The 22,038-nt window shown below is 36.2% G+C and carries 19 protein-coding genes; 12 read left to right on the top strand and 7 right to left on the bottom strand.

The window, feature by feature from the left end; genetic code table 11:
* The first annotated feature begins 117 nt into the window (after positions 1-117).
* From F3J23_RS15940 to F3J23_RS15920, 5 genes are all read left to right on the top strand, one after another.
* On the top strand, positions 118-678 hold the full coding sequence (locus F3J23_RS15940) for an RNA polymerase sigma factor (RefSeq protein ID WP_047420407.1): 561 nt from the start codon (positions 118-120) through the stop codon (positions 676-678).
* A gap of 216 nt (positions 679-894) precedes the next feature.
* Positions 895-1,761 (top strand): lipoyl synthase, encoded by an 867-nt coding sequence (gene lipA, locus F3J23_RS15935; protein WP_160139755.1) that lies wholly within the window; start codon positions 895-897, stop codon positions 1,759-1,761.
* Positions 1,762-1,916: 155 nt separating this feature from the next.
* Entirely contained in the window at positions 1,917-3,173 is a 1,257-nt protein-coding gene (locus tag F3J23_RS15930) for an alkaline phosphatase family protein (protein WP_167031180.1), read from the top strand.
* Positions 3,174-3,185: 12 nt separating this feature from the next.
* Complete coding sequence (locus F3J23_RS15925) at positions 3,186-6,149, top strand: SusC/RagA family TonB-linked outer membrane protein (protein ID WP_167031177.1); 2,964 nt, start codon at positions 3,186-3,188, stop codon at positions 6,147-6,149.
* A gap of 17 nt (positions 6,150-6,166) precedes the next feature.
* Positions 6,167-7,621, top strand: a complete 1,455-nt coding sequence (locus F3J23_RS15920; protein WP_167031174.1) for a SusD/RagB family nutrient-binding outer membrane lipoprotein — start codon at positions 6,167-6,169, stop codon at positions 7,619-7,621.
* A gap of 442 nt (positions 7,622-8,063) precedes the next feature.
* Here F3J23_RS15920 and F3J23_RS15915 read toward each other — a convergent pair whose 3' ends face one another.
* Entirely contained in the window at positions 8,064-8,963 is a 900-nt protein-coding gene (locus F3J23_RS15915) for an AraC family transcriptional regulator (protein WP_167031171.1), read from the bottom strand.
* 183 nt (positions 8,964-9,146) lie between these two features.
* Here F3J23_RS15915 and F3J23_RS15910 point away from each other — a divergent pair, with 183 nt between their 5' ends.
* The gene (locus F3J23_RS15910) at positions 9,147-10,349 is read left to right on the top strand and encodes an MFS transporter (protein ID WP_167031168.1); all 1,203 of its coding nucleotides are present in this window, start codon (positions 9,147-9,149) and stop codon (positions 10,347-10,349) included.
* A 120-nt stretch (positions 10,350-10,469) separates the two neighbouring features.
* On the opposite strand, the gene F3J23_RS15905 is transcribed toward F3J23_RS15910, so the two are convergent.
* Positions 10,470-10,850: an STAS/SEC14 domain-containing protein gene (locus F3J23_RS15905; protein ID WP_167031165.1), complete on the bottom strand. Its 381-nt coding sequence runs from the start codon at positions 10,848-10,850 to the stop codon at positions 10,470-10,472.
* Between the two features lie 114 nt (positions 10,851-10,964).
* Here F3J23_RS15905 and F3J23_RS15900 point away from each other — a divergent pair, with 114 nt between their 5' ends.
* Positions 10,965-12,170, top strand: coding sequence for an NAD(P)/FAD-dependent oxidoreductase (locus F3J23_RS15900; protein ID WP_167031163.1), 1,206 nt, complete (start codon positions 10,965-10,967; stop codon positions 12,168-12,170).
* Between the two features lie 285 nt (positions 12,171-12,455).
* Here F3J23_RS15900 and F3J23_RS15895 read toward each other — a convergent pair whose 3' ends face one another.
* The 3 genes from F3J23_RS15895 to F3J23_RS15885 all read right to left on the bottom strand — a co-directional run bounded on the left by F3J23_RS15895 (position 12,456) and on the right by F3J23_RS15885 (position 16,210).
* On the bottom strand, positions 12,456-13,631 hold the full coding sequence (locus tag F3J23_RS15895; RefSeq protein WP_167031160.1) for a vWA domain-containing protein: 1,176 nt from the start codon (positions 13,629-13,631) through the stop codon (positions 12,456-12,458).
* Between the two features lie 18 nt (positions 13,632-13,649).
* On the bottom strand, positions 13,650-15,251 hold the full coding sequence (locus tag F3J23_RS15890) for a DUF4139 domain-containing protein (protein ID WP_167031157.1): 1,602 nt from the start codon (positions 15,249-15,251) through the stop codon (positions 13,650-13,652).
* A 284-nt stretch (positions 15,252-15,535) separates the two neighbouring features.
* On the bottom strand, positions 15,536-16,210 hold the full coding sequence (locus F3J23_RS15885; RefSeq protein ID WP_167031154.1) for an SIMPL domain-containing protein: 675 nt from the start codon (positions 16,208-16,210) through the stop codon (positions 15,536-15,538).
* A 304-nt stretch (positions 16,211-16,514) separates the two neighbouring features.
* Here F3J23_RS15885 and F3J23_RS15880 point away from each other — a divergent pair, with 304 nt between their 5' ends.
* Complete coding sequence (locus F3J23_RS15880; RefSeq protein ID WP_167031151.1) at positions 16,515-18,305, top strand: histidine kinase; 1,791 nt, start codon at positions 16,515-16,517, stop codon at positions 18,303-18,305.
* Positions 18,306-18,336: 31 nt separating this feature from the next.
* Here F3J23_RS15880 and F3J23_RS15875 read toward each other — a convergent pair whose 3' ends face one another.
* Positions 18,337-18,690, bottom strand: coding sequence for a WG repeat-containing protein (locus F3J23_RS15875; RefSeq protein ID WP_185156467.1), 354 nt, complete (start codon positions 18,688-18,690; stop codon positions 18,337-18,339).
* Positions 18,691-18,888: 198 nt separating this feature from the next.
* On the opposite strand from F3J23_RS15875, the gene F3J23_RS15870 reads away from it, so the two are divergent.
* The 4 genes from F3J23_RS15870 to F3J23_RS15855 all read left to right on the top strand — a co-directional run bounded on the left by F3J23_RS15870 (position 18,889) and on the right by F3J23_RS15855 (position 21,460).
* Complete coding sequence (locus F3J23_RS15870; protein ID WP_167031145.1) at positions 18,889-19,584, top strand: DUF4386 domain-containing protein; 696 nt, start codon at positions 18,889-18,891, stop codon at positions 19,582-19,584.
* A gap of 15 nt (positions 19,585-19,599) precedes the next feature.
* The gene (locus tag F3J23_RS15865) at positions 19,600-20,016 is read left to right on the top strand and encodes a DUF6326 family protein (RefSeq protein WP_167031142.1); all 417 of its coding nucleotides are present in this window, start codon (positions 19,600-19,602) and stop codon (positions 20,014-20,016) included.
* 94 nt (positions 20,017-20,110) lie between these two features.
* A complete protein-coding gene (locus F3J23_RS15860; RefSeq protein ID WP_167031139.1) occupies positions 20,111-20,845 on the top strand; it encodes a LytR/AlgR family response regulator transcription factor in 735 nt (244 codons plus the stop codon).
* 72 nt (positions 20,846-20,917) lie between these two features.
* Complete coding sequence (locus F3J23_RS15855) at positions 20,918-21,460, top strand: lipocalin family protein (RefSeq protein ID WP_167031136.1); 543 nt, start codon at positions 20,918-20,920, stop codon at positions 21,458-21,460.
* Positions 21,461-21,561: 101 nt separating this feature from the next.
* Here the strand turns inward: F3J23_RS15855 and F3J23_RS15850 are convergent, their stop codons facing one another.
* Complete coding sequence (locus tag F3J23_RS15850; RefSeq protein WP_167031133.1) at positions 21,562-22,035, bottom strand: hypothetical protein; 474 nt, start codon at positions 22,033-22,035, stop codon at positions 21,562-21,564.
* Positions 22,036-22,038 lie beyond the last annotated feature (3 nt).

The following is a 22,038-nucleotide window of genomic DNA, read 5'->3' as shown; positions in this document are numbered from 1 at the left end:
AGATTAGAGGATAAAAAAGCAGAATTATTGATCAGCAATTTTGCCTTTTCGCTTTTTCACCGTTTTGCTATTTTACTTCATTGCTTTTTCGCTCCAAATAATCTATATTTGTTATTAATGAACGACGAACAGCTATTCCTGCTCATCCAAAAGGCCAAGGACAAAGACCAGAAGGCCCAGACTAAACTCATCAATGTTTTTTGGGTGGATGTTTTCTCATTCGTTATGAAGAAAGTTAGGGATGAAAATGATGCAGATGAGATTACGGTGAATGTTTTTTCCAAAGTACTGTCAAAGTTGGATATGTTTGATCCACATTTTCAGTTTAAAACCTGGATACTTACCATTGCCCAAAATACGGTTATTGATTTTTGGAGAAAGAAAAACCGAGAAAATGAAGATGCTGTTGAAAATCTTGATGAGGTTAAAAATCAGTATGCAAAATCTCCGGAAGAACTTCTTATTTCAGAAGAAGAACAAAAAAAGATCATTAAAACCATAGAATCTCTGGATGCCAATTATCAGGACATTATCAAACTGCGTTTCTTTGAAGAAAAAAGTATCAAAGAAATCGCTGAGGAGCTGGGGATCTCCGTTGCCAATACCAAAGTAAGGGTAATGCGAGCGAAAAAAGTCTTAGCCGAATTATTGAAGAATAATGAATTCGATGATAACTAGATCTTAGAAAACTAAATCAAAAAGATATTTTCTCAAAAGCCCATTTTACAGGAAATTATTAAAAATCTGCATGATCTCTTTGATCTGCCAGAGTATTTTATGTTTATTCATTAGTAGAGAGCTTAGTCTAAGAAATTTTGAATTATAAGTTTCATCAATTTCTCCGGTTGATGGTTTCCATTAAAAAATCCTTAACTTTGAACTTCAATTTTAGAAATGGAAAATTTAGTTCAAGATACTACCGTTCAAAAACCAAAGTGGATCCGTGTAAAACTTCCTACAGGAAAGAACTACAGAGAGCTTAGAACTTTGGTTGATAAATATAAATTAAATACCATCTGTCAAAGCGGAAGCTGCCCGAACATGGGAGAATGTTGGGGAGAAGGTACTGCAACTTTCATGATCCTTGGAAATATCTGTACAAGAAGCTGCGGATTCTGTGGAGTAAAAACAGGAAAGCCGCTTGATGTAAACTGGGATGAACCTGAAAAAGTAGCCCGTTCCATTAAATTAATGAAGATTAAACATGCGGTTCTTACTTCTGTAGACCGTGACGATCTTAAAGATATGGGATCTATTCTTTGGGGAGAAACCGTAAATGCCGTAAGAAGAATTTCTCCGGGAACAACCATGGAAACTCTGATTCCGGATTTCCAGGGAATTACAAAACATCTTGACAGATTAGTAGAAGTTGCTCCTGAAGTGATCTCTCACAATATGGAAACAGTAAAACGTCTGACAAGAGAAGTAAGAATTCAGGCAAAATATGAAAGAAGTCTTGAAGTATTAAGATATCTGAAAGAAGCCGGACAAAGAAGAACAAAAACAGGTGTAATGCTTGGTTTAGGTGAAACCAAAGATGAGGTTTTCCAGACTATCGAAGACATTAGAAATGCTAATGTAGACGTTATTACGCTTGGACAATACTTACAGCCGACTAAAAAACATCTTCCTGTAAAAAAATTCATTACACCGGAAGAATTTGATGAGTTCGGTGATTTTGCAAGAAGCTTAGGCTTCAGGCACGTTGAAAGTTCTCCTCTTGTAAGAAGTTCTTATCACGCAGAGAAACATATTCATTAAAATATACAGGAGGCTGTCTCAAAAATGAGGCAGCCTCTTACATTAAGGGAATTTTATTTTAATTAAACTTAATACTTTGGGTTAGTTTATTAATGTTTTATTAAAAGCTAATGGGTGTTTTTTATGGATTTTTGCCAGAATTAAAAAAACAACAGATGAAATTCCTAAAAAATTCTTTACTTATTCTATTCTCATTTCTTAGTTGCAGTGTCTTTGCCCAAAACCACCAATCACAAAAAAAAGTGGTCTTTATTATCGTAGATGGTATTGCAGAAGATATGCTGAATAAAGCTGAAATTCCTAACCTTAATAGAGTTAAAAAAGACGGAGCATTATTGAAAGCTTATGTAGGCGGAGAGAAGGGAGGATATAGCGAAACACCAACAATTTCGGCAGTAGGGTATAATAGTCTGTTGACAGGAACCTGGGTCAACAAGCATAATGTCTACGACAATGATATCAAAAATCCTAATTACAGCTATCCTACCATTTTCAGACTCTTAAAAGATCAGTTCCCGAACAAAAAAACAGCTGTATTTTCAACATGGGAAGATAATCGGACCAAACTGATCGGTGAAAATCTTGAAGCTACAAAGAAGATTAAAATGGATTTTGCGTATGACGGAATGGAAAAAGATACATTGAATTTTCCACACGATAAACAAAGCGTATATATCCGTAAAATCGATAGCCTGGTAGCAGGAAAAGCAGTTGATTATATCACACAGAATGCTCCAGACGTATCGTGGGTATATTTAGAATTTACTGATGACATGGGACATCGTCACGGAGATGGCGAGATTTTATATAAAGCTATTTCTTTCGAAGACCGGCTTATCGGGAAAATATATGATGCTGTAAAGGAGCGTGAAGCAAAATATGGTGAAGACTGGTTATTTGTGGTTACTACCGATCATGGCAGATCTGCAAGCAATGGAAAAGGACATGGTGGACAAAGCGAAAGAGAGCGAAATACATGGATTGCTATCAATAAACCCAATATTAATGCATATGCGAAAAACAATCGTGTAGCAGTTACGGATATATTGCCTACAATAACTAATTTCCTGGATCTGAAGATACCTGTAACGGTTCAGCAGGAAATAGATGGTATAGATTTACTTAACAATAGAACAGCTTATCATCTGAAAGCTGAGCTATTATCCGATCAAGTACTCGAGGTAACCTGGAAAACAACTCACCCTTCCACTGAATGGGCAGAAGTGTATATAGCAGATACCAATAATTTCAAAAATGGAGGTACGGATTCCTATCAGTTACTGGGTAAGACCAAGCTCAATAGTGGTCGATTTACTTTTAAAATGAAGACCAGGCATTCTGATATCTATAAAATTGTACTGAAAACCAAAGAGGGTTTTCTGAATACCTGGATCAATAAATCTACTAAATAAAGGAATTTACTCATGAAATTACAATTATTAATTGGGCTGGGCTTAGTCGTCAGCTGGGAAGCTTATGGCCAAAAGATACCGAAAATAGAAGGTACTGATACCTTAAAGGCTCATGAAAAAAAAATTGACGAGGTTGTTATTACAGCTTTGGGAATCAAAAAAGAAAAGAAAGCAATAGGTTACGCAGTTCAGGAAGTAAAAGGAGATGTTTTTGAGAAAGCAAAAGAACCTAACTTTATCAATTCACTTTCCGGACGTGTTGCCGGATTGAATATTAAAAACAGCACTGATCTTTTTCAGGATCCGGGAATTAATCTGAGGGGAGCAAAACCTCTTATTGTTATTGACGGAGTACCGGACAGAACAGCTGATTTATGGAGGGTAAATGCTGATGATGTGGACAATATCAGTGTATTAAAAGGTCCTACTGCTTCTGCATTGTACGGGTCTGTAGGGAAGGACGGAGCCATCATGATTACCACTAAGAAAGGGAAAAAAGGAAAAATGACGGTTTCCTTTAACAATTCTACAATGTTTCAGACCTCTTTTATTCGTATCCCGAAAGTTCAGACCGTATATGGTGCCGGGAATAATGGAAAGTATGCCTATATTAACGGAGAAGGTTCCGGAAGTGAAGGTGGAGGTTGGATCTGGGGACCAAAACTAGATCAGAAAGATCCTACTACACCCAGCGGATATTTTGAAACGCCACAATACAACAGTCCTGTAGACCCAGTAACGGGAAAGTTGGTTCCGCTACCTTGGATCTCCCGCGGTAAGGATAATATTAAAAATTTCTTCGATACCGGGATCATTCAGTCAAATAATGTAAGTGTGGATTGGGGGAGTGAAAAGGCAACTTTCAGGCTTTCCTTTTCTAATATTTACCAGAAAGGAATTGTTCCGAATACCAATTTGAAAACAACATCCATCAGCTTAGCAGGGTCCGTAAATCCTATTAAGGACCTTATGATTAATTCAACTTTAACGTATAACAAAGAATATACCTCCAATTTCCCGGAAGTAGGTTATGGACCAACAAATTATCTGTACAATCTGGTGTTATGGACTGGGGCGGATGTAGATATCAGAGACCTGAGAAATTACTGGGTAGCAGGAAAAGAAGGTTATCAGCAAAGACATTATAATGTGTCTTATTATAACAATCCCTATTTTCAGGCATATGAATACCTGAGACCCTACTATAAAGATAATATCTTGGGAAATGTTAATGTGGAATACAAGATTGTCCCGAATTTATCTGCCAAAGCTCGTGTAGGAGCTAATATATATAGTTTAAACCGTGAATTCAGGGAACCTAAAAGTTATATTGGATATGGTAATAAATCACTGGGGAATTATACCCAGGTGAACGGAAATTATTTTGATATCACTTCAGAATTAGGTCTTAAATATCAAAACCATTATTCTGATAATTTTACATTAAGTGGCGAGATGTATGTCTCAAATTATTACAGAGAACTTAAAAATAGTGAAATACGAACTGACGGTCTGGTTACACCGGGATGGTATAACCTTTTTAATAGCATAGGTCCATTATTTGCTCCAACAGATGGCAGCAGAAACAGAAAAGAATATGAACAGATAAATAGTGTATATGGTTATGTGGATATGGAATTCTACAAAACATTCTTTCTGAACATGACAGCACGTTATGATAAAGTTTCCACCCTTCCTAAAGGCAATAATGAATATTTCTACCCGTCTATTTCAGGATCTTTATTGTTGAACCAGCTGTTGAACCTTCCGGCGTGGATTAATTTTGCCAAATTAAGAGGTTCTTTTGCCCAGGTTTCTACAGGAAAAATAGCGGATGATACTTATGGCTATATTACAGCTTTTGAAAAAAGTAATATTAACTGGAACGGGCAATCCTCATTTTATTTCGGTGATAAGCTGATTAATGGAAATATAAAGCCTGAAACAGTAGATTCATGGGAAGTAGGAACCAATTTAGGATTTCTCAAAAACAGAATCAGTCTGGATGTTGCTTATTATCAAACCAGTGATTATAACAATCTGGCGAAAATTCCTTTGTCGGAGGGAGTAGGTTATAAATATTACCTTACCAATGGGAATAAATATGAAAGAAAAGGAATAGAAATTACATTGAATGGAGATATTATCAAACATTCAAATTTTACATGGAGTTCTCAGCTTAATTTGAGCAGATATCGTAAATATTTGAAGGAAGGTTACGGAGGCAGAGATTATGCTATGGTTTATAACCCTGCAAATGGTAGAGAAAACTATGTGAAGGTAGGAGAAAGGATGGATAAACTTACGGCTATGCCTTATGAAACTTCTCCAGATGGTCAGCTGGTGCTGAAAAATGGATATCCTGTCAATTCTACAGCCCCTTTTGAAAGCAAAATGGGCTATTCGGATCCGGACTGGACGTATGGCTTTTCCCATAATTTTAGTTATCGCAATTTTTCACTCTCTTTATTATTTGACGGGCGAATCGGAGGGACAATGTATTCTACCACCAATCAGAAAATGTGGTGGGGTGGGATTGCACCGGGAACCGTCAACCAATACAGAGACGATGCAAACGCAGGACATAATACGTATGTTGCTCCGGGAGTGAGAGTGGTAAGCGGATCTATTACTTATGATCAGAATGGTAATGTAAAATCAGATACCCGTGTTTTTGTTCCTAATGATGTTGCGGTAAATTATAATGGCTATATGCAAACTACAAGCAATGCCTTTGAAAGTAATTATCATTACTACAAACAGACCTTTATCAAATTAAGAGAAGTAACGCTTACCTACAATTTCGAAAAATCTTTTGCAAAAAAACTGAATTTGTCTTCGGCGAGTATTTCCTTGATCGGAAGAAACCTTTGGCTGGCTTCTGCCATTAAAAATGTAGATCCGGATTCAGGGATGGATCAGCTTCAAACTCCGGCAACAAGAAGTTTTGGGGTAAATATCAACATGAAATTCTAATCATAAATACAATAGAAATGAAATTAACTCAAAAATATATATCCCTATTCATGGTTGGATTAAGCTTAGTAAGCTGCAGCAGGGTCGAAGATTATCAGGATGATCCCAACCGTCCCAAAAGTGTAGATGCAGGCAATATTCTTCCGGGAATTGAGGTGAATGCTTTTAGTACAATCAAAGCTGAAGCGGCTTTAGCATCAAGACAGCTGACGTATATCAATGGCGTTAATGCTCAGCAGTATTACAATTGGCAAAGAGGATCTTTTGGCGCCTATGATAATATCAAGCAGGTACAGAAAATGATAGAGGAAGCCATTAAAAAAGGCGGTAAAGAATATATTGCATTAGCTCGCTTTTTTAAGTCTTATTATTTTATCTCATTATCTGAAACATTTGGAGATATTCCTTATAGTGAAGCCATAAAAGCAGATAATTTCTATCCGAAATATGATGACCAGAAAAGCATTTATAAAAGTGTGCTTAGTGAATTGGCATTGGCTAATACAGAGCTTTCAAATCTCAATACTTCTATTGTGGGAGACCTCATTTATAACGGATCTGTTTTGAAGTGGAGAAAATTGATTAATTCTTACCGCTTGAGGATTTTAATGGACCTGTCCAAAAGAACAGATGATCCGGAACTCAATGTAAAACAGGTTTTTGCAGATATCGTTAATAATCCTGCTCAAAACCCCATTATGGAAACCGGAGAAGATAACGGTGCTTTATCTTTCTATAATCTGGTGAACAATCGTTATCCTTATTTTAATAGCAATGATCTTAAAACAGCCTATTATATGGAGCAGAGTTTCGTTGATAAGCTGAGAACGACTAAAGATCCAAGATTGTTTAAAATGGCTGAAAAGAAAACCAGCACCGTGGGAACCGATCCATCAGATCCATTTAGTTATTATGATGGATTATATGGAAGTGGTGATTTGGGCGAGAATTCTACAAAAGCCTCCAATGGATTGGCATCCAGAATTAATCCCAGATATTTTAATGACCCTATCAATGAACCGACATTGCTGATGGGCTATGCAGAATTGCAGTTTATTTTGGCAGAAGCAGCTGTACGCGGTTGGATCGGTGGGAGTGCTAATGCTTATTATTTAAAAGCCATCAATGCTTCTATGAATTTCTATAAGATTAGCACGGCTGATGCCAATAATTACCTTGCTCAGTCGGCCATTAATCTTCAGCCTGGAAAAGAGATAGAGCAGATTATGGATCAAAAACATACGGCTTTATTTTTCAATACCGGTTGGCGGATATTTTATGATCAAAGGAGAACAGGTTTCCCTAAATTTAATACAAATGGACAAGGGATTCTGAATAACGGTAAAATTCCTAAAAGATGGATGTATCCTTCGTCTGAAATTAATAATAACAATACTAATCTTACCAATGCGATTAATAAGCAGTATCCAAGCGGTGACGATATCAATGAAACGATGTGGTTAATTAAGTAAAGTGATAGTTATAGCTCGAATTATATGAAATATTAGTATTAGAACTCAATAGGAAGTAAGCTCTTGGAGGGAGCTTATGAATAATGAATTTTTTAGATATACAGAAAGGGAGACCATTAAGGTCTCCTTTTTATTATAGACACATTCGTAAATATAGACAAGTAAAGATGTTCTAAGCTTAAAAAGATAAAGAACCGAGCGATTTTTAAGAAGATTGCTCGGTTTTTATTTCCTTGGTATTGATTTGTTCTTTTAATCTAGGTAATCGGACTATATCAACTCAAGGTAACGATTGATATATCTTCCCCAAATCGCTTTGATAGAATCTGGTTTTGAATATTTCTACATTTTCTTCGGGGATTAGAGAAAATATGAATCAATTCACATTGGTTTCAATCAAAACCTGGAAAATTGGAGAATCAAAGTAAATTATAAAATAACACTACTTATTACAAGCAGATTCCCTCGTTATTCCGGCAATCCGCCCGTTCACTTCAATAGCCTTAAAATGTTTTTTCTTGAATTCAGAGGGCGTTTCACCAGTATGCTGTTTAAACAGTTTATTGAAATAAGAAAGACTTTCAAAACCTACCTGGAAACAAACTTCAGTTACAGAATAATCCTTTAGCAGAAATATTTTAGCCTGATTGATGCGGTAGTTATTCACAAAGTCTGTAAAGGTCATATTCGTTTGCTTTTTAAAATACCGGCAGAAGGCTGGCGTGCTCAGGCTGACAATTTTTGCAATTTCATTGACGTTGGGCTTTTTATCATAATTTTCATGAATATAGTCATAGATAGTTCCCATTCTGATCTTATCATTTAAGAACCACTTGATTCTGGTATCTTCCTTATTAAGCTCTTTTACTTCAGATGAATTGGCGAGGATCTGCAAAATTTCAATCAGCCCCATGAGGGACAGGAAAGAATTTTGACCTTTAATGATTTGGAGTTTTTCAACAACCGTTTTTTTTGTTTCTCCGGAAAAAGATAACCCGAGATAAGATCGTTCTAAAAGATTTTTGATATTCTCAAACTCAGGGATCGGAAGAATGATATCCTGCAGGAAGTTTTCCCGCATCTGCAATACGAGTTGTTTACATTCGGTCTGAATACCATAATCGAAATTAAGATGAGGAACATTGGAACCAATCAGTAGTAAATCACTATCTGTAAAGCCGGAAATATCTTTTCCCACATGCCGGATCCCATTTACTGCCTCCACATAAACCAACTCAATCTCAGGATGATAATGCCAGAAAAAACAGTTCTTTAGGGAAGGAGCAAATAATTTGAATGATTTTCCCTTTTCAAATTCAATAATTTCTTTCTGGATTTTCATTTTGTTCTGATTTGATTATTTGTGGATTTAAAATTAAATAAAAAGGTTAATATGGAGCAAATTTTTATCATTCAAAGAGAAGTGAAATTCAAACTTTCTTTCGATTTTTGCACTTTCAAAATGATAATGAAACCATCATTTGTAATTTGAAGAAGAATAATTCAGAAAAAAGATTTAGTAACAATGAAGATTGATAAAAGAATAATACCACTGGCCATCGGCGGTTTGGGAATAGGAACTACGGAATTTACCGTAATGGGACTATTGCCGGATATTGCCAAGACATTACAGATCACGATTCCGCAAGCCGGGCATTTAATTTCTGCTTATGCGATGGGAGTTGTAATCGGAGCGCCAATTCTGATTGGTTACTCTGTAAAGTTCCCGCCTAAAAAAGTTCTGATGGCTTTTATGATTCTATTTACCCTGTTTAACGGGCTTTCCGCTATTGCTCCGGGCTATAATAGCATGCTGGTAATAAGATTTCTGTCCGGGCTTCCTCACGGAGCATTCTTCGGTGTAGGAACAGTAGTGGCCTCCAGAATGGCCGGAAAAGGAAAGGAGGCATTTTATATTTCAATGATGTTTACAGGGCTTACTGTAGCCAATCTGGCAATGGTTCCTCTGGTTACTTATATCGGACATACCTTCCATTGGAGGTTGTACTTTGCCATTGTTGCGGTGATTGGTCTTTTTGCCATATTATTTTTAAAACTATGGCTTCCCTCAATGGAATCCAATCAGGATACTCACTTCCTGGAAGAATTGAAATTCCTTAAAAATAAACAATCCTGGCTGGTGCTTACCATTACTGCGATTGGTTTTGGAGGCCTTTTCACATGGTTAAGTTATATTACACCTTTAATGACGGTTGTTGCCGGAATCAAGAGCAGCCAGATGGCTTATGTGATGGTATTGGCCGGAGCGGGAATGGTGGTAGGAAATCTGGCAGGAGGTATTATTTCAGATAAATTGGGGCCGGAAAAAACATGTGCACTTCTGATTTTCCTGATGATGATTTCGCTGACGGGAGTGTTTTTCTTTGCAGAATATCAAAACACAGCCCTTGTACTGACGTTTATGTGCGGTGCTTTATCCATGTCTATTGCATCTCCCATCAATATTATGATGATGAAGGCAGCCCCAAAGAGTGAAATGATGGCGGCAGCCTTTATGCAGGCAGGGTTTAATATTGCCAATGCTATGGGTGCTTTTCTTGGAGGAATTCCTTTAGAATATAAATTACCCTACAATTATCCATCATTGGTAGGAGTCGGGATGACTTTTATTGGGCTGGTGGTAAGTATAAGATATATGTATCTGTACGGATCGAAAACAGCAAATGAAGAGGAGACTGCTGCAGAATGTGTTCCATGCGATAAATAATACATCAAAATGATAAACCCACGATCTGGCAGTTTTTACGTAAACGAGCGTATGATCTTTAGAAAATAAAAATCGGCTGCATCTGAAGATGCAGCCGATTTTCATATTAAATAAATAGGTCTATGCCTCTACTTCATCGCCGTTTTTACACCAGTAGAGGGCATTGTATAGGTTTTCTTTAGGGAAAGCTTTAAACTCTCCCGGCATCAGAACACTAAAAATACTTGTGAAGTTCCGTATACCTGCTTCGTCTGTAACAATCGCTGTACGATTCCATTTCGCGAGGTTTTTTAAACCTAAAAGCGCATCTTCAAGCCACGCTCCCATGGTAAAATTATCCAGATCGGTATCCAAATACAATAAGTAATTCAGCTCACCGAATTGATCTACCTTCTCTTTTACACGCGGAATTACCAGTTTTTCAAAATCCTCTTTAGTCACTTCTCCCGTTGCATTGAATGCCGCAACATTCTCCGGGGCTTCTGGAATAATTGTTATCATAATGAATATTTTTTGGTGGTTGAGTTTAAAGGAACAACAATAATTACACCATAATTTGGCGAGAAATTGTTAAAAAAGGTATAAATGTTGTTGTTTTTAATGTAAAATATCAATATGGATCTCAAATCGAATGAACCTTTCTGGCTTTTAAAAAACGGATTGATGGCATCTTACCCGTCCCTGAAATCAAATGAAGAATGTGATGTACTTATTGTAGGAGGCGGAATTACAGGAAGTCTCATTGCCCATCAGATGATAGAAGACGGCTATGATACGGTTCTTATTGATAAACGGGAACTCTGCAACGGAAGCACATCAGCTACCACTTCCATGCTTCAATATGAAATAGATATTCCCTTGTATGAGCTAACAAAAAAAATAGGTGAGAAAGGAGCCGTTCTAAGTTATAAAGCCTGTAGTGATGCCATTGATTTGATAGAAAAGCTTACAATGCTTACCAAATCCAAAGTGGGCTTCAAACGTAAAGAATCCCTATATTTTGCTTCAAAAAAGAAAGATGTTGAATGGCTGAAAAAAGAATATGAGACCAGAAAATCTGTCGGATTTGAAGTGAAATGGCTGGATGCGCAACAAGTTTTAGAAAAATTTGGATTCGAAAATACGTTTGGCGGTATTCTTTCAACACAAGGAGCCAGTATTGATGCTTTTCAATTTGCTCATGAACTCTTTATTCGTAATGAAAAAAAAGGATTGAAAATATTTGATAAAACCGAAATGGTGAACGTAGAATATCATAAAGGTTTTAATCTGGTGACAACGGGTAGCGGGTTTAAGATTAAAACAAAAAAGATTATTTTCTGCATCGGATATGAAAGCAAAAATCTGCTGAAAGAAAACTTTGTTAATCTGAAAAGTACCTATGCTATTGTTTCTGAAATTGATAAAGACAAGTTGAAAAATATCAGTAATACACTGGTCTGGAATACGGACGACCCGTATCTCTATATGCGGACTACTGATGATGGAAGGCTTTTGATAGGTGGCGGAGATGAAGACTTTTATGATGCCGAAAAGCGGGATTCAATATTAGATAAGAAGGAAAAACAAATCATAAAAGCTTTACAAAAAATAAAACCGGATGATCACTTTTACCCTGACTTTGCATGGGCAGGAACATTCGGGGAAACAAAAGATGGTTTGCCATATATTGGAGAACATAAAAAATTCAGGAACTCTTATTTTGTATTAGGTTTTGGAGGAAATGGAATCACCTTTTCCGTAACAGGAATGGAAATGACCTCATTATTTATGAAGAACAAAAAACATCCGCTGTCAAGGTATTTTAAGTTTGGGAGATAATTAATCTTAAGCTCAGATTCTGCTGATAAAGGGTTAAAAGAAATCAATTTTTAAACTATAATTAATATTGTTTTGATTTCTACGAAATGATAAGTTGTATGAACAGACAACAACTCCAATTGTGTCATTCCATACGAATCTCAGTAAACCATAAAAAAATAAATTGATACTACGGATAAATACCTCAATCGGAAGCAATCAATTCACCTCCTCTTTAGGGTGGCGAAAATTCAAAGAATTTTTGACGGGGTGGTTCAAAAAAAGCGGGTTTTAACCCGCTTACCATTACAAACTATATCCATTTTTCTTGGCCAATTCGAGAATAGACCTTTCGATTGCTTTTCCCAGATCATCAGAATCACTAGTCCCACGTTTTTTCATTTCACCATCAATATAGGTCTGACGTTTTTTAGAAAGTTCTTCAATTTCTTTCTGAATTTTTTCCCGGGCAACAGATTTTACAGACACCATTTTTTGAATTTCTGCCTTGCTTTTTCCCTTCAACTCGGCAGGAAGTTCACTTTCTTTTACATTGGCAATAAATCCGGCATCCTTTTCAGCTTTGTCCACCAGATCCCAGTGGTCATTTTTGTAAGCATTCTTTTTAGATTTGGCAACAGCTCTTTCCACCAGGTTAGATGCCGATTGAGCTTCAGCATTTTTATCCTGTGTTATCTGCTTAATCCTGTATTCCGAGCCGTGATTTCCATAATAAATGTAAGTGTCGTTCAGCTTTGCATTGCATTCTGAAATTCTGATGTCGTATGGAGTTTCAATATAAATTACTTTTCTGTTACTATCAATATTGAAATATTTTCCACCTCCTAATAATGCTCCGTTTTGCCAGAAAGTCTGGATTCCTTCTTCCCGGCTTCCACAAAAGATGGTATTGGTATAAATATTTTTATCCTTTGCTTTTGAAACGGTCTCTTTATAATTTATTTTTCCCTGATCAAACGGTTCATTTCCTGCAATATAAATCAGTTTCATGCTTTTCTCATTGCCGTCCCAGTTCAGGTTGGCAGATGCATCGCGGATCACAGCGCCGCAATATTCACTGCCACCATTGGTTCTGAGGGCGAATAGTTTTTCCGAAACAAGATCAAGATCCTGCGTGAGAGGAGTAACCTGGCGGATATAATTTTCATCACGGATTCCGTCATTGCCATATTCATACAGAGCAATTTCAATCTGAGGAGCCTGCCCGTTGTATTTAAGGGTGGTCAGGGTATTTACTATATTCCACAATCTGGATTTGGCCTGATCAATCAGCCCGTCCATACTATTGGAAGTATCCAGTAAAAGGGCCACCTGGATTTTACTATCTTTTGTGAGTGAACTTACCGGAGCCAATGATACATTTTGTACCGGTAAATTATTGTCAGCATTATTTTCTTTATAGCTTCCGGCACTTAAAAAAGCTATACCCGCTGTAAGCGCTAAAATTTTAAAAGGAGTCATATCATTATTTTTTATAGGTTATCTGCTGTAATACTGGATCTTCATTTCTTTAGGGTATTTCACTTCATATGAGAAGACTATTTTTTCCGAACCTCCCGAACTTATATTTTTATTCCAAAGGATACTTCCCGTTTTTTCATCGTAATTTCCGCCGCCAAGATCTGTTGTTTTTACCGTGATCTTAGAATTTTCACTGATCGGAAGCTGATCCAGAACTTCCAGCTCAATATTTTCTTTCGTATTATTTCTGATGCTGATCTGATAAGATTCTGTTTCCCATTTATTAGAATTCATTGATTTCTGTGATGCTTTATCTTCAAGTTTGATTCTCTTCACAGCAATTCTTTCATCTGCACCAAGCGAGACCGGAAATTCATCTTTCACATAATTGTTTGTGATATTCGTTTTTCCTATATAATTATCTTCAAAATAAATATGGGCTTCTCCGTTAATAAGATTGAGGTTCTGCCAGTTTTTAATAAAAGCCATCAGGAATACCTGATTATTAAGTTTAGGAACCGTATGATACTTGTAAGTGGCATCAATTTGTTTCTTATCCAGGATAACATATTGCTCCTTTTCCTGGCTTACAATAGTCTGATTGTAATTCAGTTCATAGATCACATTCATCTGGCTGTCGGAAACGGAAGCAACCGGAATCTGACTTGGTTTTACCGCTTCAACTTCTCTCATTTGATAGGCATTTACTGCTGCTGTTTCTTTTTTAAATTTATAATCGGCAATCTCCGCCTGAGAATTATAAGGAGTATATTCAGCAACATAAAGCGGAGAGAGAATAGGTCTGTCCTGGTTATATGATGGTCTGTATGTAGATACAAACAATTTTATATTTTTCCAATCTTGTCCGGTTTTCTGATATATTTTCCCTTTATATACCATTTCAAGAGGTTTCTTTACAGATTGGGCACGCAAGTCATAAGAAGGGATCCATCCGGCATCGGAAACAATATAACTTACCCCAAGATTCAGGCTGGTTTCATTATCTGCCAGAATTTCAAGCAGAAGTTCTTTACGATTGTTATTTTTATGAGTTTGTTCTTCCGCAGACTGGTTGTTGAGTTTCACGATGCTTTCATCCAGCACTGTTTTCTGTTCATTGAGAAGAAATACCTGATTATCAATTTCCAGCATTCTTTTTCTATAGAATTCCGTAAGTTTGATAAGCTGTTCCTGAGGAGTAGATTTATCATTGGTGGAAACTTTTAGATTATCATTGATGATATTCTGTTCACCGGTTAAATTTTTAATCTGAATATTCAAAAGATTAACCTGTCTCTGAAGTTTCTTTTTTTCGTCATTCAGTTTCTTTTCACCGTCAGACAGCTCATCACTTTTCAGAAAATTGCTTTGAGGAGTGATGGAAAGCAGGGTCGTATTTTTTTCAAGATTAATTTTATATGTATTTTCATCCAGATTATTTGGAAGATTTACAATTCTTATCATGTTTCGCCCTTTCTGAAGACTTACACTGGTACTTCCGAAGACCTTCGCACCCTGAAGAAATACAGTGGCCTGCTTTACTTCAATTTCTTTTTTGATTTCCTGAGCTTTGGTAAAGGCTGCCGAAAATATAAAGAGTATTAAAAAATAGTGTTTCATCGTTTATTATTTTGAATTTCTGAAGTAAAATTATCCCTATTTAAGACCGAAAATCCGGAGACTTGGTGAAGTACGGCTTTCACTTGGTGGAAGAGTAGCCAAGACGATTACAGATTGAAAAGAGATTTGAAATAAGCCTAATGTGAAATTTTTAACATGAAAAGTTGTTTTTTCAACTGCTGTCAGGCCGAGTGTAGCCGAAGTCTGCATTCAAGGTTATCCTTAGAATCTACAGGTTTATTATAAAAAAACAGCCCTTGCGGACTGTCTCTTAAATCTGTTGTTTAAAGGATTTCGTATCTCGTTTTGATACTGTATTTCAGTTTCATATTTTCAATATTATCAAAAGAATAATCTACCGGAGCATCTGCCATTTCCAATTGAATATTACTTGCTCTTCCTTTATAAGCTGCCGGCATAATCATATCGCTGGTATAATCTTCTATTTCTACAATTTCGATAGGATTTCCGACTTTTTTACCCATACTTTCCAGCAGGTAATCAGCTTTTTCTTTAGCTGCTTTCAATGCGTTGATCTTCACTGCTTTTCTGAAATCTGCAATTTTAGTATTCTTTACCTCTGCAATGTTCAGGCTGCTTACCCATTTTTGATTCAAATCCTCAAAAATTTTACTAAGACTTGATTTTGCACCGGCTTTAAACTGATAATTCTTAGAAAACTTAGCTGTTTTGGAATACATATTCTGGTACATGGATTTGAACTTGATATCTTCATTCTTTACACCTGCAGCTTTTAGTATTTCAAACAGCTTCTTTTCATTATCCGCAAGATCATTTTTATTGTCTGCTTTTATTCCGATACTGAAGATAATTTCATCCGGTTCTACTTCCATTTCGGCAACGCCGGTAACTTCAATGGCATTTTTCTTTACTTCCTGAGCGTTTACAAAGCTTCCTAAAGTTAAAATTCCGATTAATAAAAAATGTTTCAATTTCATAATTTCCTGTTTTTAAATTTTAAATTCTGGAGTAAAATTACGCTGATTAATAACCGAAAACCGGGAGACTTGGTGAAATGGAGCTTTCACTTGGTGAGCCTTAAAAAATGGATATTTACTTTAGAAAAGATATAATTGAATGATCAGGAGTATTTAAGTTATTGAAATGATGATTAACCTCAACCTGAGGTATTCCTTGAACTCAAATTTAAGATCACAGCTTCAGAGAGTAAACTTGGTGAATGGGTAATTTCGCTTGGTGAATAGTTTTTGAATGCACTATATATATGTATATCTTTGCTTTATGAAAATGCTTAAACTTTTTACCATCTTTTTACTGGTGTTCCTGGGAAATACAATGTATTCCCAGACTACGAATACCAGCGCTGCTGTTGAAGAAGTTCAGGTAGAAACAAGGAAACTGAGAAAAGCAATTGATTCTAAAAATGAATCCGCACAAGCTGATTCTTACTATAATATTGGTGAGACCTTTTTCAATGGAGGAAATTTCCCTAAAAGCGAAGAATACTACACCAAAGCCAAAAAGCTTTATGAAAAGCTCAATGATAAACCCAATATTGAGAAGGCAACCCGAAGACTGGCCCAGTCTCAGGAAAAACAAAATAAAATAAATCCGGCCATCAGTAATTACAACATGGCGGCACAGGTGTCTTACAGCGAAAAAAGCAAGGCGGTGAATTCCAATGATGTGGCAAGGCTTTCTTCTTCCACACCGGAGCTTAAGGCTGAAGCAATTCAGAATAATATCAATATCAGCAGTAAAGAAGTAGAAAAGACCGACCTGGCGGAAAGTTACAGCCAGCTGGCAGATGTCAATATGCAGCAAAAAGATATGTATAAAGCAGAAGAAAATCTGAATACTGCCTATAAAATTTCAAAAAGAGAAGCACCACAACAAGCATTAGCAATTAATCAGAAGCTTGCCGATCTTTATGTTGAAAATAAAAACTTTGATAAAGCTATTGAAGCAAAAAAGAAAGTACTGAAAGAAGATTTTGTGAAAGAAAACTCTCAGGAAAAAGTCAATCAGATTCAGGAACTGGCGGATATTTACATTAAAAAGAATGATCCGAATGAAGCGGTGGATTTGCTGAAAAATGCCTATGGAATAGCCTTAGATAAAGGGCATACACTGGAAGCCCAGAAAAGTGTAAAAAAACTGGACAGCCTGTATGCGATTTCAGGAAACGTGGATGCTTCCGTGAAGCTGTACAGAGACTTTTTGGGAAAATTACCGGACCTCGTTTCCAAAGACAGAAGTCTGGTAGACAATAAAATTCTGGAAGATACCGAACAGAGGATCTCGCAACTGGAAAAAGAAAAAGAACTGAAAGATGAACTTATCCGCAAGAAAAATGTCTTTAATTATAGCTTAATCGGAGTATTAATTCTGCTTACCGGGCTGATTATTTTTATTTTCAGAACACTAAAAAAAGTTCAGGCGAAAAATAAAAAAATCGCATTACAGTCGCTTCGAAGAGAGATGAATCCACATTTTATCTTCAATAGCCTAAATAGTGTCAATCATTTTATTGCTACCAACAATGAGCTGGAGGCCAATCAATACCTGACGAAATTTTCCAAGCTGATGCGCGGAGTGATGGAAAACTCTACAGAAGACTTTATCCCTTTCCAGCAGGAGCTTGATCTTCTGCAGAATTACCTGGCCCTGGAAAAAACACGTTTTACAGATAAATTCGATTATGAGATTGAGGTTGATGACGATTTAAATATGCAGCATCTGCAGATTCCGGGAATGCTCATTCAGCCGTTTCTGGAAAATGCAATCTGGCATGGGCTCCGCTACAGAACAGAAAAAGGTTTTTTAAAATTGAACTTTGAAAAAAGCGGACAGGACCTGAAAATTATTATTGAAGACAACGGAATAGGAATTGAAGAAAGCAAAAAACAGAAAACCCAGCACCAGAAAACAAGAGAGGGAAGAGGTATGAAAAATACACTGGAAAGAATTCAATTGCTGAATGATCTGTATCACAAAAACATTACATGCTCTGTAAAAGATAAAGAAGATAATAACGGAGTTTTGGTTACCCTGAAAATTAATTTAACATAGTCAAAACTCAGTTGAGAGATGAATATCCTTATTACCTGATATATTTTTTATGCAGAGAAGAAAAATGGGTTTTAATATATTCCAGTTCATAATTACATGGTATAATTTCACTTCCGGAACTGTTGATAAAACCATAAGCCCCCGATATATTTTTTACCAGAGCCAAATCATCAGAATATTCCCCGAATGTGTTAATTTTTGAATACACAGGCTGTACAACAACTTTTCCATTTTTATCAGAAATCCCATAGGTTCCGGATTTCGTTTTGGTAAGTACCCAGTTTTTATTGATTCTGCTGAGATCTTCTCTTTTTGATATTTTTATCTGTGAAAAAGAAAAGCCGAACACACTTATACAGATAAGAATTAGAAATTTTGTTTTCATGCTATTTCGTTTGGTTATCATTTTTAATGAATGTCTAAATTAATAAAAATATATTTATTGAATAGAAAATTCACTACAGAAAAGCCCTGAATACTACAAGTTAAGGTTCCCTCATCTCTTATTTGTTACTTACCATTTGAAGATATTGTAACCATTTTGAAAAAGTTGTTGTCTTAGAAGATAAAAGCTTAACCCAAAATGACTAGTAACACTAAAACAGCCAGATTGGCGGGATTTCTTTATCTCGTTGTTATACTAACCGGATTTTTCAGCTTGATGTATGTTCCTTCTCAACTGATCGTCCGGGAGAATCCGCAACTGACATTCCAAAATATTTCTTCCTCTGTACAATTGTTCAGAGGAAGCATTGCTGTCAGTATAGTCTGTTATATCGCCTTTACTTTGCTTCCTTTGGCTTTATATCAACTCCTCAGAAATGTAAACGGAACTTATGCTCAATTAATGGTTATTCTTGCCCTTATAAGCATTCCTGTTTCCTTTATCAACCTGCAAAATAAGTTTTCTGTGCTTGGTATTATTGAAGATGCTGAATATTCAAAAGTCTTTAATCCTGTACAGTTACAGGCTCAGGTAATGTTTTTGTTGAGCAATTATAATAAAGGAATTCTGATAGCACAGATTTTTTGGGGACTCTGGCTTTTCCCTTTCGGATATCTGGTTTATAAATCAGATTTTCTACCTAAAATTTTAGGAGTTTTCCTAATGCTGGGCTGTTTTGGATATCTTCTGAATGTTTTCGGAAGAACGTTAATTCCACATTTCTCAGATTATACAATTTCCAGTTATATTACATTGCCGGCAACCCTAGGAGAGATCGGAATAGGGCTCTGGATGCTCATTTTCGGAGTAAGAAGTAAAAGAACCAACCTTTAAAAATAAAAAATTAAGATGAAGCAATCTGTAAAATTTGAGAATATTCCGGTCAATATAAAAATAATACTCGCCGGGCTCTGGACTTCGGTTACTCTATGCTATCTGTACGGTGATTATTTTGAGCTGTATACTCCGGGAAAAACACGTGGACTTTCAGAAGGAAATCACCTCCTGGATTCTCCTGCCAAACTATTGACTGCTGCTATTGTACTGGGAATTCCTGCGGTCATGGTCTTTTTATCTTTAATTTTAAAACCTGTTATCAACAGAATGCTTAATATTATTTTTGGAATATTTTTTACGCTGATTATGTTATTCATTGGCATCTCATCCTTTTCAAACTGGTATTTATTTTATACATTTTTTGCTGTTCTGGAATGTATTATCACCATATTGATCGTCCTATACGCATGGAAATGGAAAAAGATATGATCCGGCTTTGAGGAAAGTCTAAGATTGTATAGCTGGGTAAATATTCATAATTTGCATCTGCAAACTGCGATTTGCTATCTAATATCTGACTTCAATGAAAATAAAGGCCGTAATTGTAGACGATGAAATCATCGCAAGAGAAGTTTTAAGAAGCTATCTCACAAAATATTGTCCGCAGGTGGAAATTCTCGGAGAAGCAGAAAATATTAAAGAAGCTGTTCCGTTGATTACTGAAAAAAAGCCGCAGCTGGTCTTTCTGGATGTAGAAATGCCTTTCGGGAATGCCTTCGATGTATTGGAGGCCACTAAAGATCTTTCCTATGAAACCATCTTTATCACTGCTTTTTCACAGTACTCATTACAGGCATTGAATAAATCTGCCAGCTATTATATTTTAAAACCTATTGATATCCAGGAGCTGATTCTTGCCGTAAACAAAGTAGCTGAAAGCCTTGAGAAAAAAGAAGAACTCAATAGAAATAAAATCCTTCTTGAAAATTTAAAACTGAAACCCGAAAAACAACAGCTTATCCTTCCCACTTTACAAGGGTTTGATGTAGTGAAAACTGAAGATATTGTAAGGCTTCAGGCGGATGGAAATTTTACGCAGGTTTACCTTACGGATGGTTCCAAGAAAATGGTATGCAGGTTTCTGAAGTATTTTGATGATTTGTTAGAAAGTCCTTTTGTGAGAGTTCACCGTTCACATATTATCAATACAGCTTTTGTGAAATCTTACCATAAAAGTGGAACTGTGATGCTTTCTGATGATACTGAAATTGAAGTTTCGGGTAGTTTTAAAGATAATTTCCTGAAGGTCTTCTCTTAGAATTTATTGTTCCTTAACAGCCCAAAGGCATTATTTTTGACGTTTTATAAGAACCACACAAATATACATGCTATGAAAACTATTCACAAAATTATACTTCCCGTTTCATTGGGGGCTCTGGGGCTCCTCGTTTTCAATTCATGGTCTGTAAGAATTCCCAAAGGAGCTGCTGCAGTAAAGAATTTTGATCTTAAGAAATATCTGGGAAGATGGTATGAAATTGCCCGTTTAGATTACAGGTTCGAAAAAAATATGGATAATGTGACTGCTGAATATTCTGAAAATCCGGATGGGACGGTTCAGGTCAGAAATAAAGGCTACGATTATCTTAAAAAGGTCTGGAACGAGTCCATTGGTGAAGCCAAATTTGTAAAAGATACTACGGAAGCCAGGTTAAAGGTTTCGTTTTTTAAACCCATTTGGGCGGGATATAACGTCATAGATATTGATGAAGACTATCAGTATGCTCTGGTAGCGGGAAGCAGCCTGAAATATCTATGGATTCTCTCAAGAACCACTGCTATTCCAGAAAGCATCAGACAGCGTTTTTTGGAAAAAGCAAAAAAGATAGGCTACGATACGAATGAACTTATTTGGGTGAAACATAATCAATAAATAGGAGAGCCGAGAAGGCAAAAGAGCAAAATTGCGAAAGAACGAACTGAGTATAAGACAATATACTGATCTCCCTTTTCGCCCTTTTGCCTTTTCGCAATTTAACTCTTAATATATTCTTTCCACTCCTCAAAACGATGATCAATAACCTGTTTCATAAGATCATAGTTTTCATAAGTATCTTCAATGTGATAAAAAGTTTCATATTCATAGTCATTTTCTTCTGCTTTAGAATCAAAAAGATTAACATAATCATCGGCAAACGAACTGTATCTATTTCCAAAATTAGTGTCATCGGCGTAGTAATCCTTTGCAAAAAGATTTCCCAGCTCACTCAGATCGTATTCAGAAAATTTCCCATCGCAGGTTTCAAGAATAAATTCTGCTCCGGTGATTTCTCTTCGTTTTAGTTTTTCTATTTCTTCTGCTGCATCTTCCTTCAGTTCATCAGAAACCAGATTGTTATGGATGCACCAGTTCAGGAACATTCCTGTGTGGGTAGCTCCGTTTTTCTGGGGAAGTCCTTCTGGAAAATCTCCGCCATAATGCCATGAAGCATCATCATATTTAGACATAAT

The sequence above is a fragment of the Chryseobacterium sp. Tr-659 genome, from assembly GCF_011752975.1.
Taxonomy (GTDB): domain Bacteria; phylum Bacteroidota; class Bacteroidia; order Flavobacteriales; family Weeksellaceae; genus Chryseobacterium.
The sequence above is the reverse complement of the archived record's forward strand: the minus strand, read 5'-3'. Positions and strand labels throughout refer to the sequence as shown.

Coding starts and splice junctions, on each gene's coding strand:
- F3J23_RS15860 (WP_167031139.1), top strand. CDS start 20,111: ATGAAAATAAAGGCCGTAATTGTAGACGATGAAATCATCGCAAGAGAA.
- F3J23_RS15895 (WP_167031160.1), bottom strand. CDS start 13,631: ATGACTCCTTTTAAAATTTTAGCGCTTACAGCGGGTATAGCTTTTTTA.
- F3J23_RS15940 (WP_047420407.1), top strand. CDS start 118: ATGAACGACGAACAGCTATTCCTGCTCATCCAAAAGGCCAAGGACAAA.
- F3J23_RS15890 (WP_167031157.1), bottom strand. CDS start 15,251: ATGAAACACTATTTTTTAATACTCTTTATATTTTCGGCAGCCTTTACC.
- F3J23_RS15925 (WP_167031177.1), top strand. CDS start 3,186: ATGAAATTACAATTATTAATTGGGCTGGGCTTAGTCGTCAGCTGGGAA.
- F3J23_RS15875 (WP_185156467.1), bottom strand. CDS start 18,690: ATGAAAACAAAATTTCTAATTCTTATCTGTATAAGTGTGTTCGGCTTT.
- lipA (WP_160139755.1), top strand. CDS start 895: ATGGAAAATTTAGTTCAAGATACTACCGTTCAAAAACCAAAGTGGATC.
- F3J23_RS15870 (WP_167031145.1), top strand. CDS start 18,889: ATGACTAGTAACACTAAAACAGCCAGATTGGCGGGATTTCTTTATCTC.
- F3J23_RS15910 (WP_167031168.1), top strand. CDS start 9,147: ATGAAGATTGATAAAAGAATAATACCACTGGCCATCGGCGGTTTGGGA.
- F3J23_RS15855 (WP_167031136.1), top strand. CDS start 20,918: ATGAAAACTATTCACAAAATTATACTTCCCGTTTCATTGGGGGCTCTG.
- F3J23_RS15900 (WP_167031163.1), top strand. CDS start 10,965: ATGGATCTCAAATCGAATGAACCTTTCTGGCTTTTAAAAAACGGATTG.
- F3J23_RS15915 (WP_167031171.1), bottom strand. CDS start 8,963: ATGAAAATCCAGAAAGAAATTATTGAATTTGAAAAGGGAAAATCATTC.
- F3J23_RS15850 (WP_167031133.1), bottom strand. CDS start 22,035: ATGTCTAAATATGATGATGCTTCATGGCATTATGGCGGAGATTTTCCA.
- F3J23_RS15930 (WP_167031180.1), top strand. CDS start 1,917: ATGAAATTCCTAAAAAATTCTTTACTTATTCTATTCTCATTTCTTAGT.
- F3J23_RS15865 (WP_167031142.1), top strand. CDS start 19,600: ATGAAGCAATCTGTAAAATTTGAGAATATTCCGGTCAATATAAAAATA.
- F3J23_RS15880 (WP_167031151.1), top strand. CDS start 16,515: ATGAAAATGCTTAAACTTTTTACCATCTTTTTACTGGTGTTCCTGGGA.
- F3J23_RS15905 (WP_167031165.1), bottom strand. CDS start 10,850: ATGATAACAATTATTCCAGAAGCCCCGGAGAATGTTGCGGCATTCAAT.
- F3J23_RS15920 (WP_167031174.1), top strand. CDS start 6,167: ATGAAATTAACTCAAAAATATATATCCCTATTCATGGTTGGATTAAGC.
- F3J23_RS15885 (WP_167031154.1), bottom strand. CDS start 16,210: ATGAAATTGAAACATTTTTTATTAATCGGAATTTTAACTTTAGGAAGC.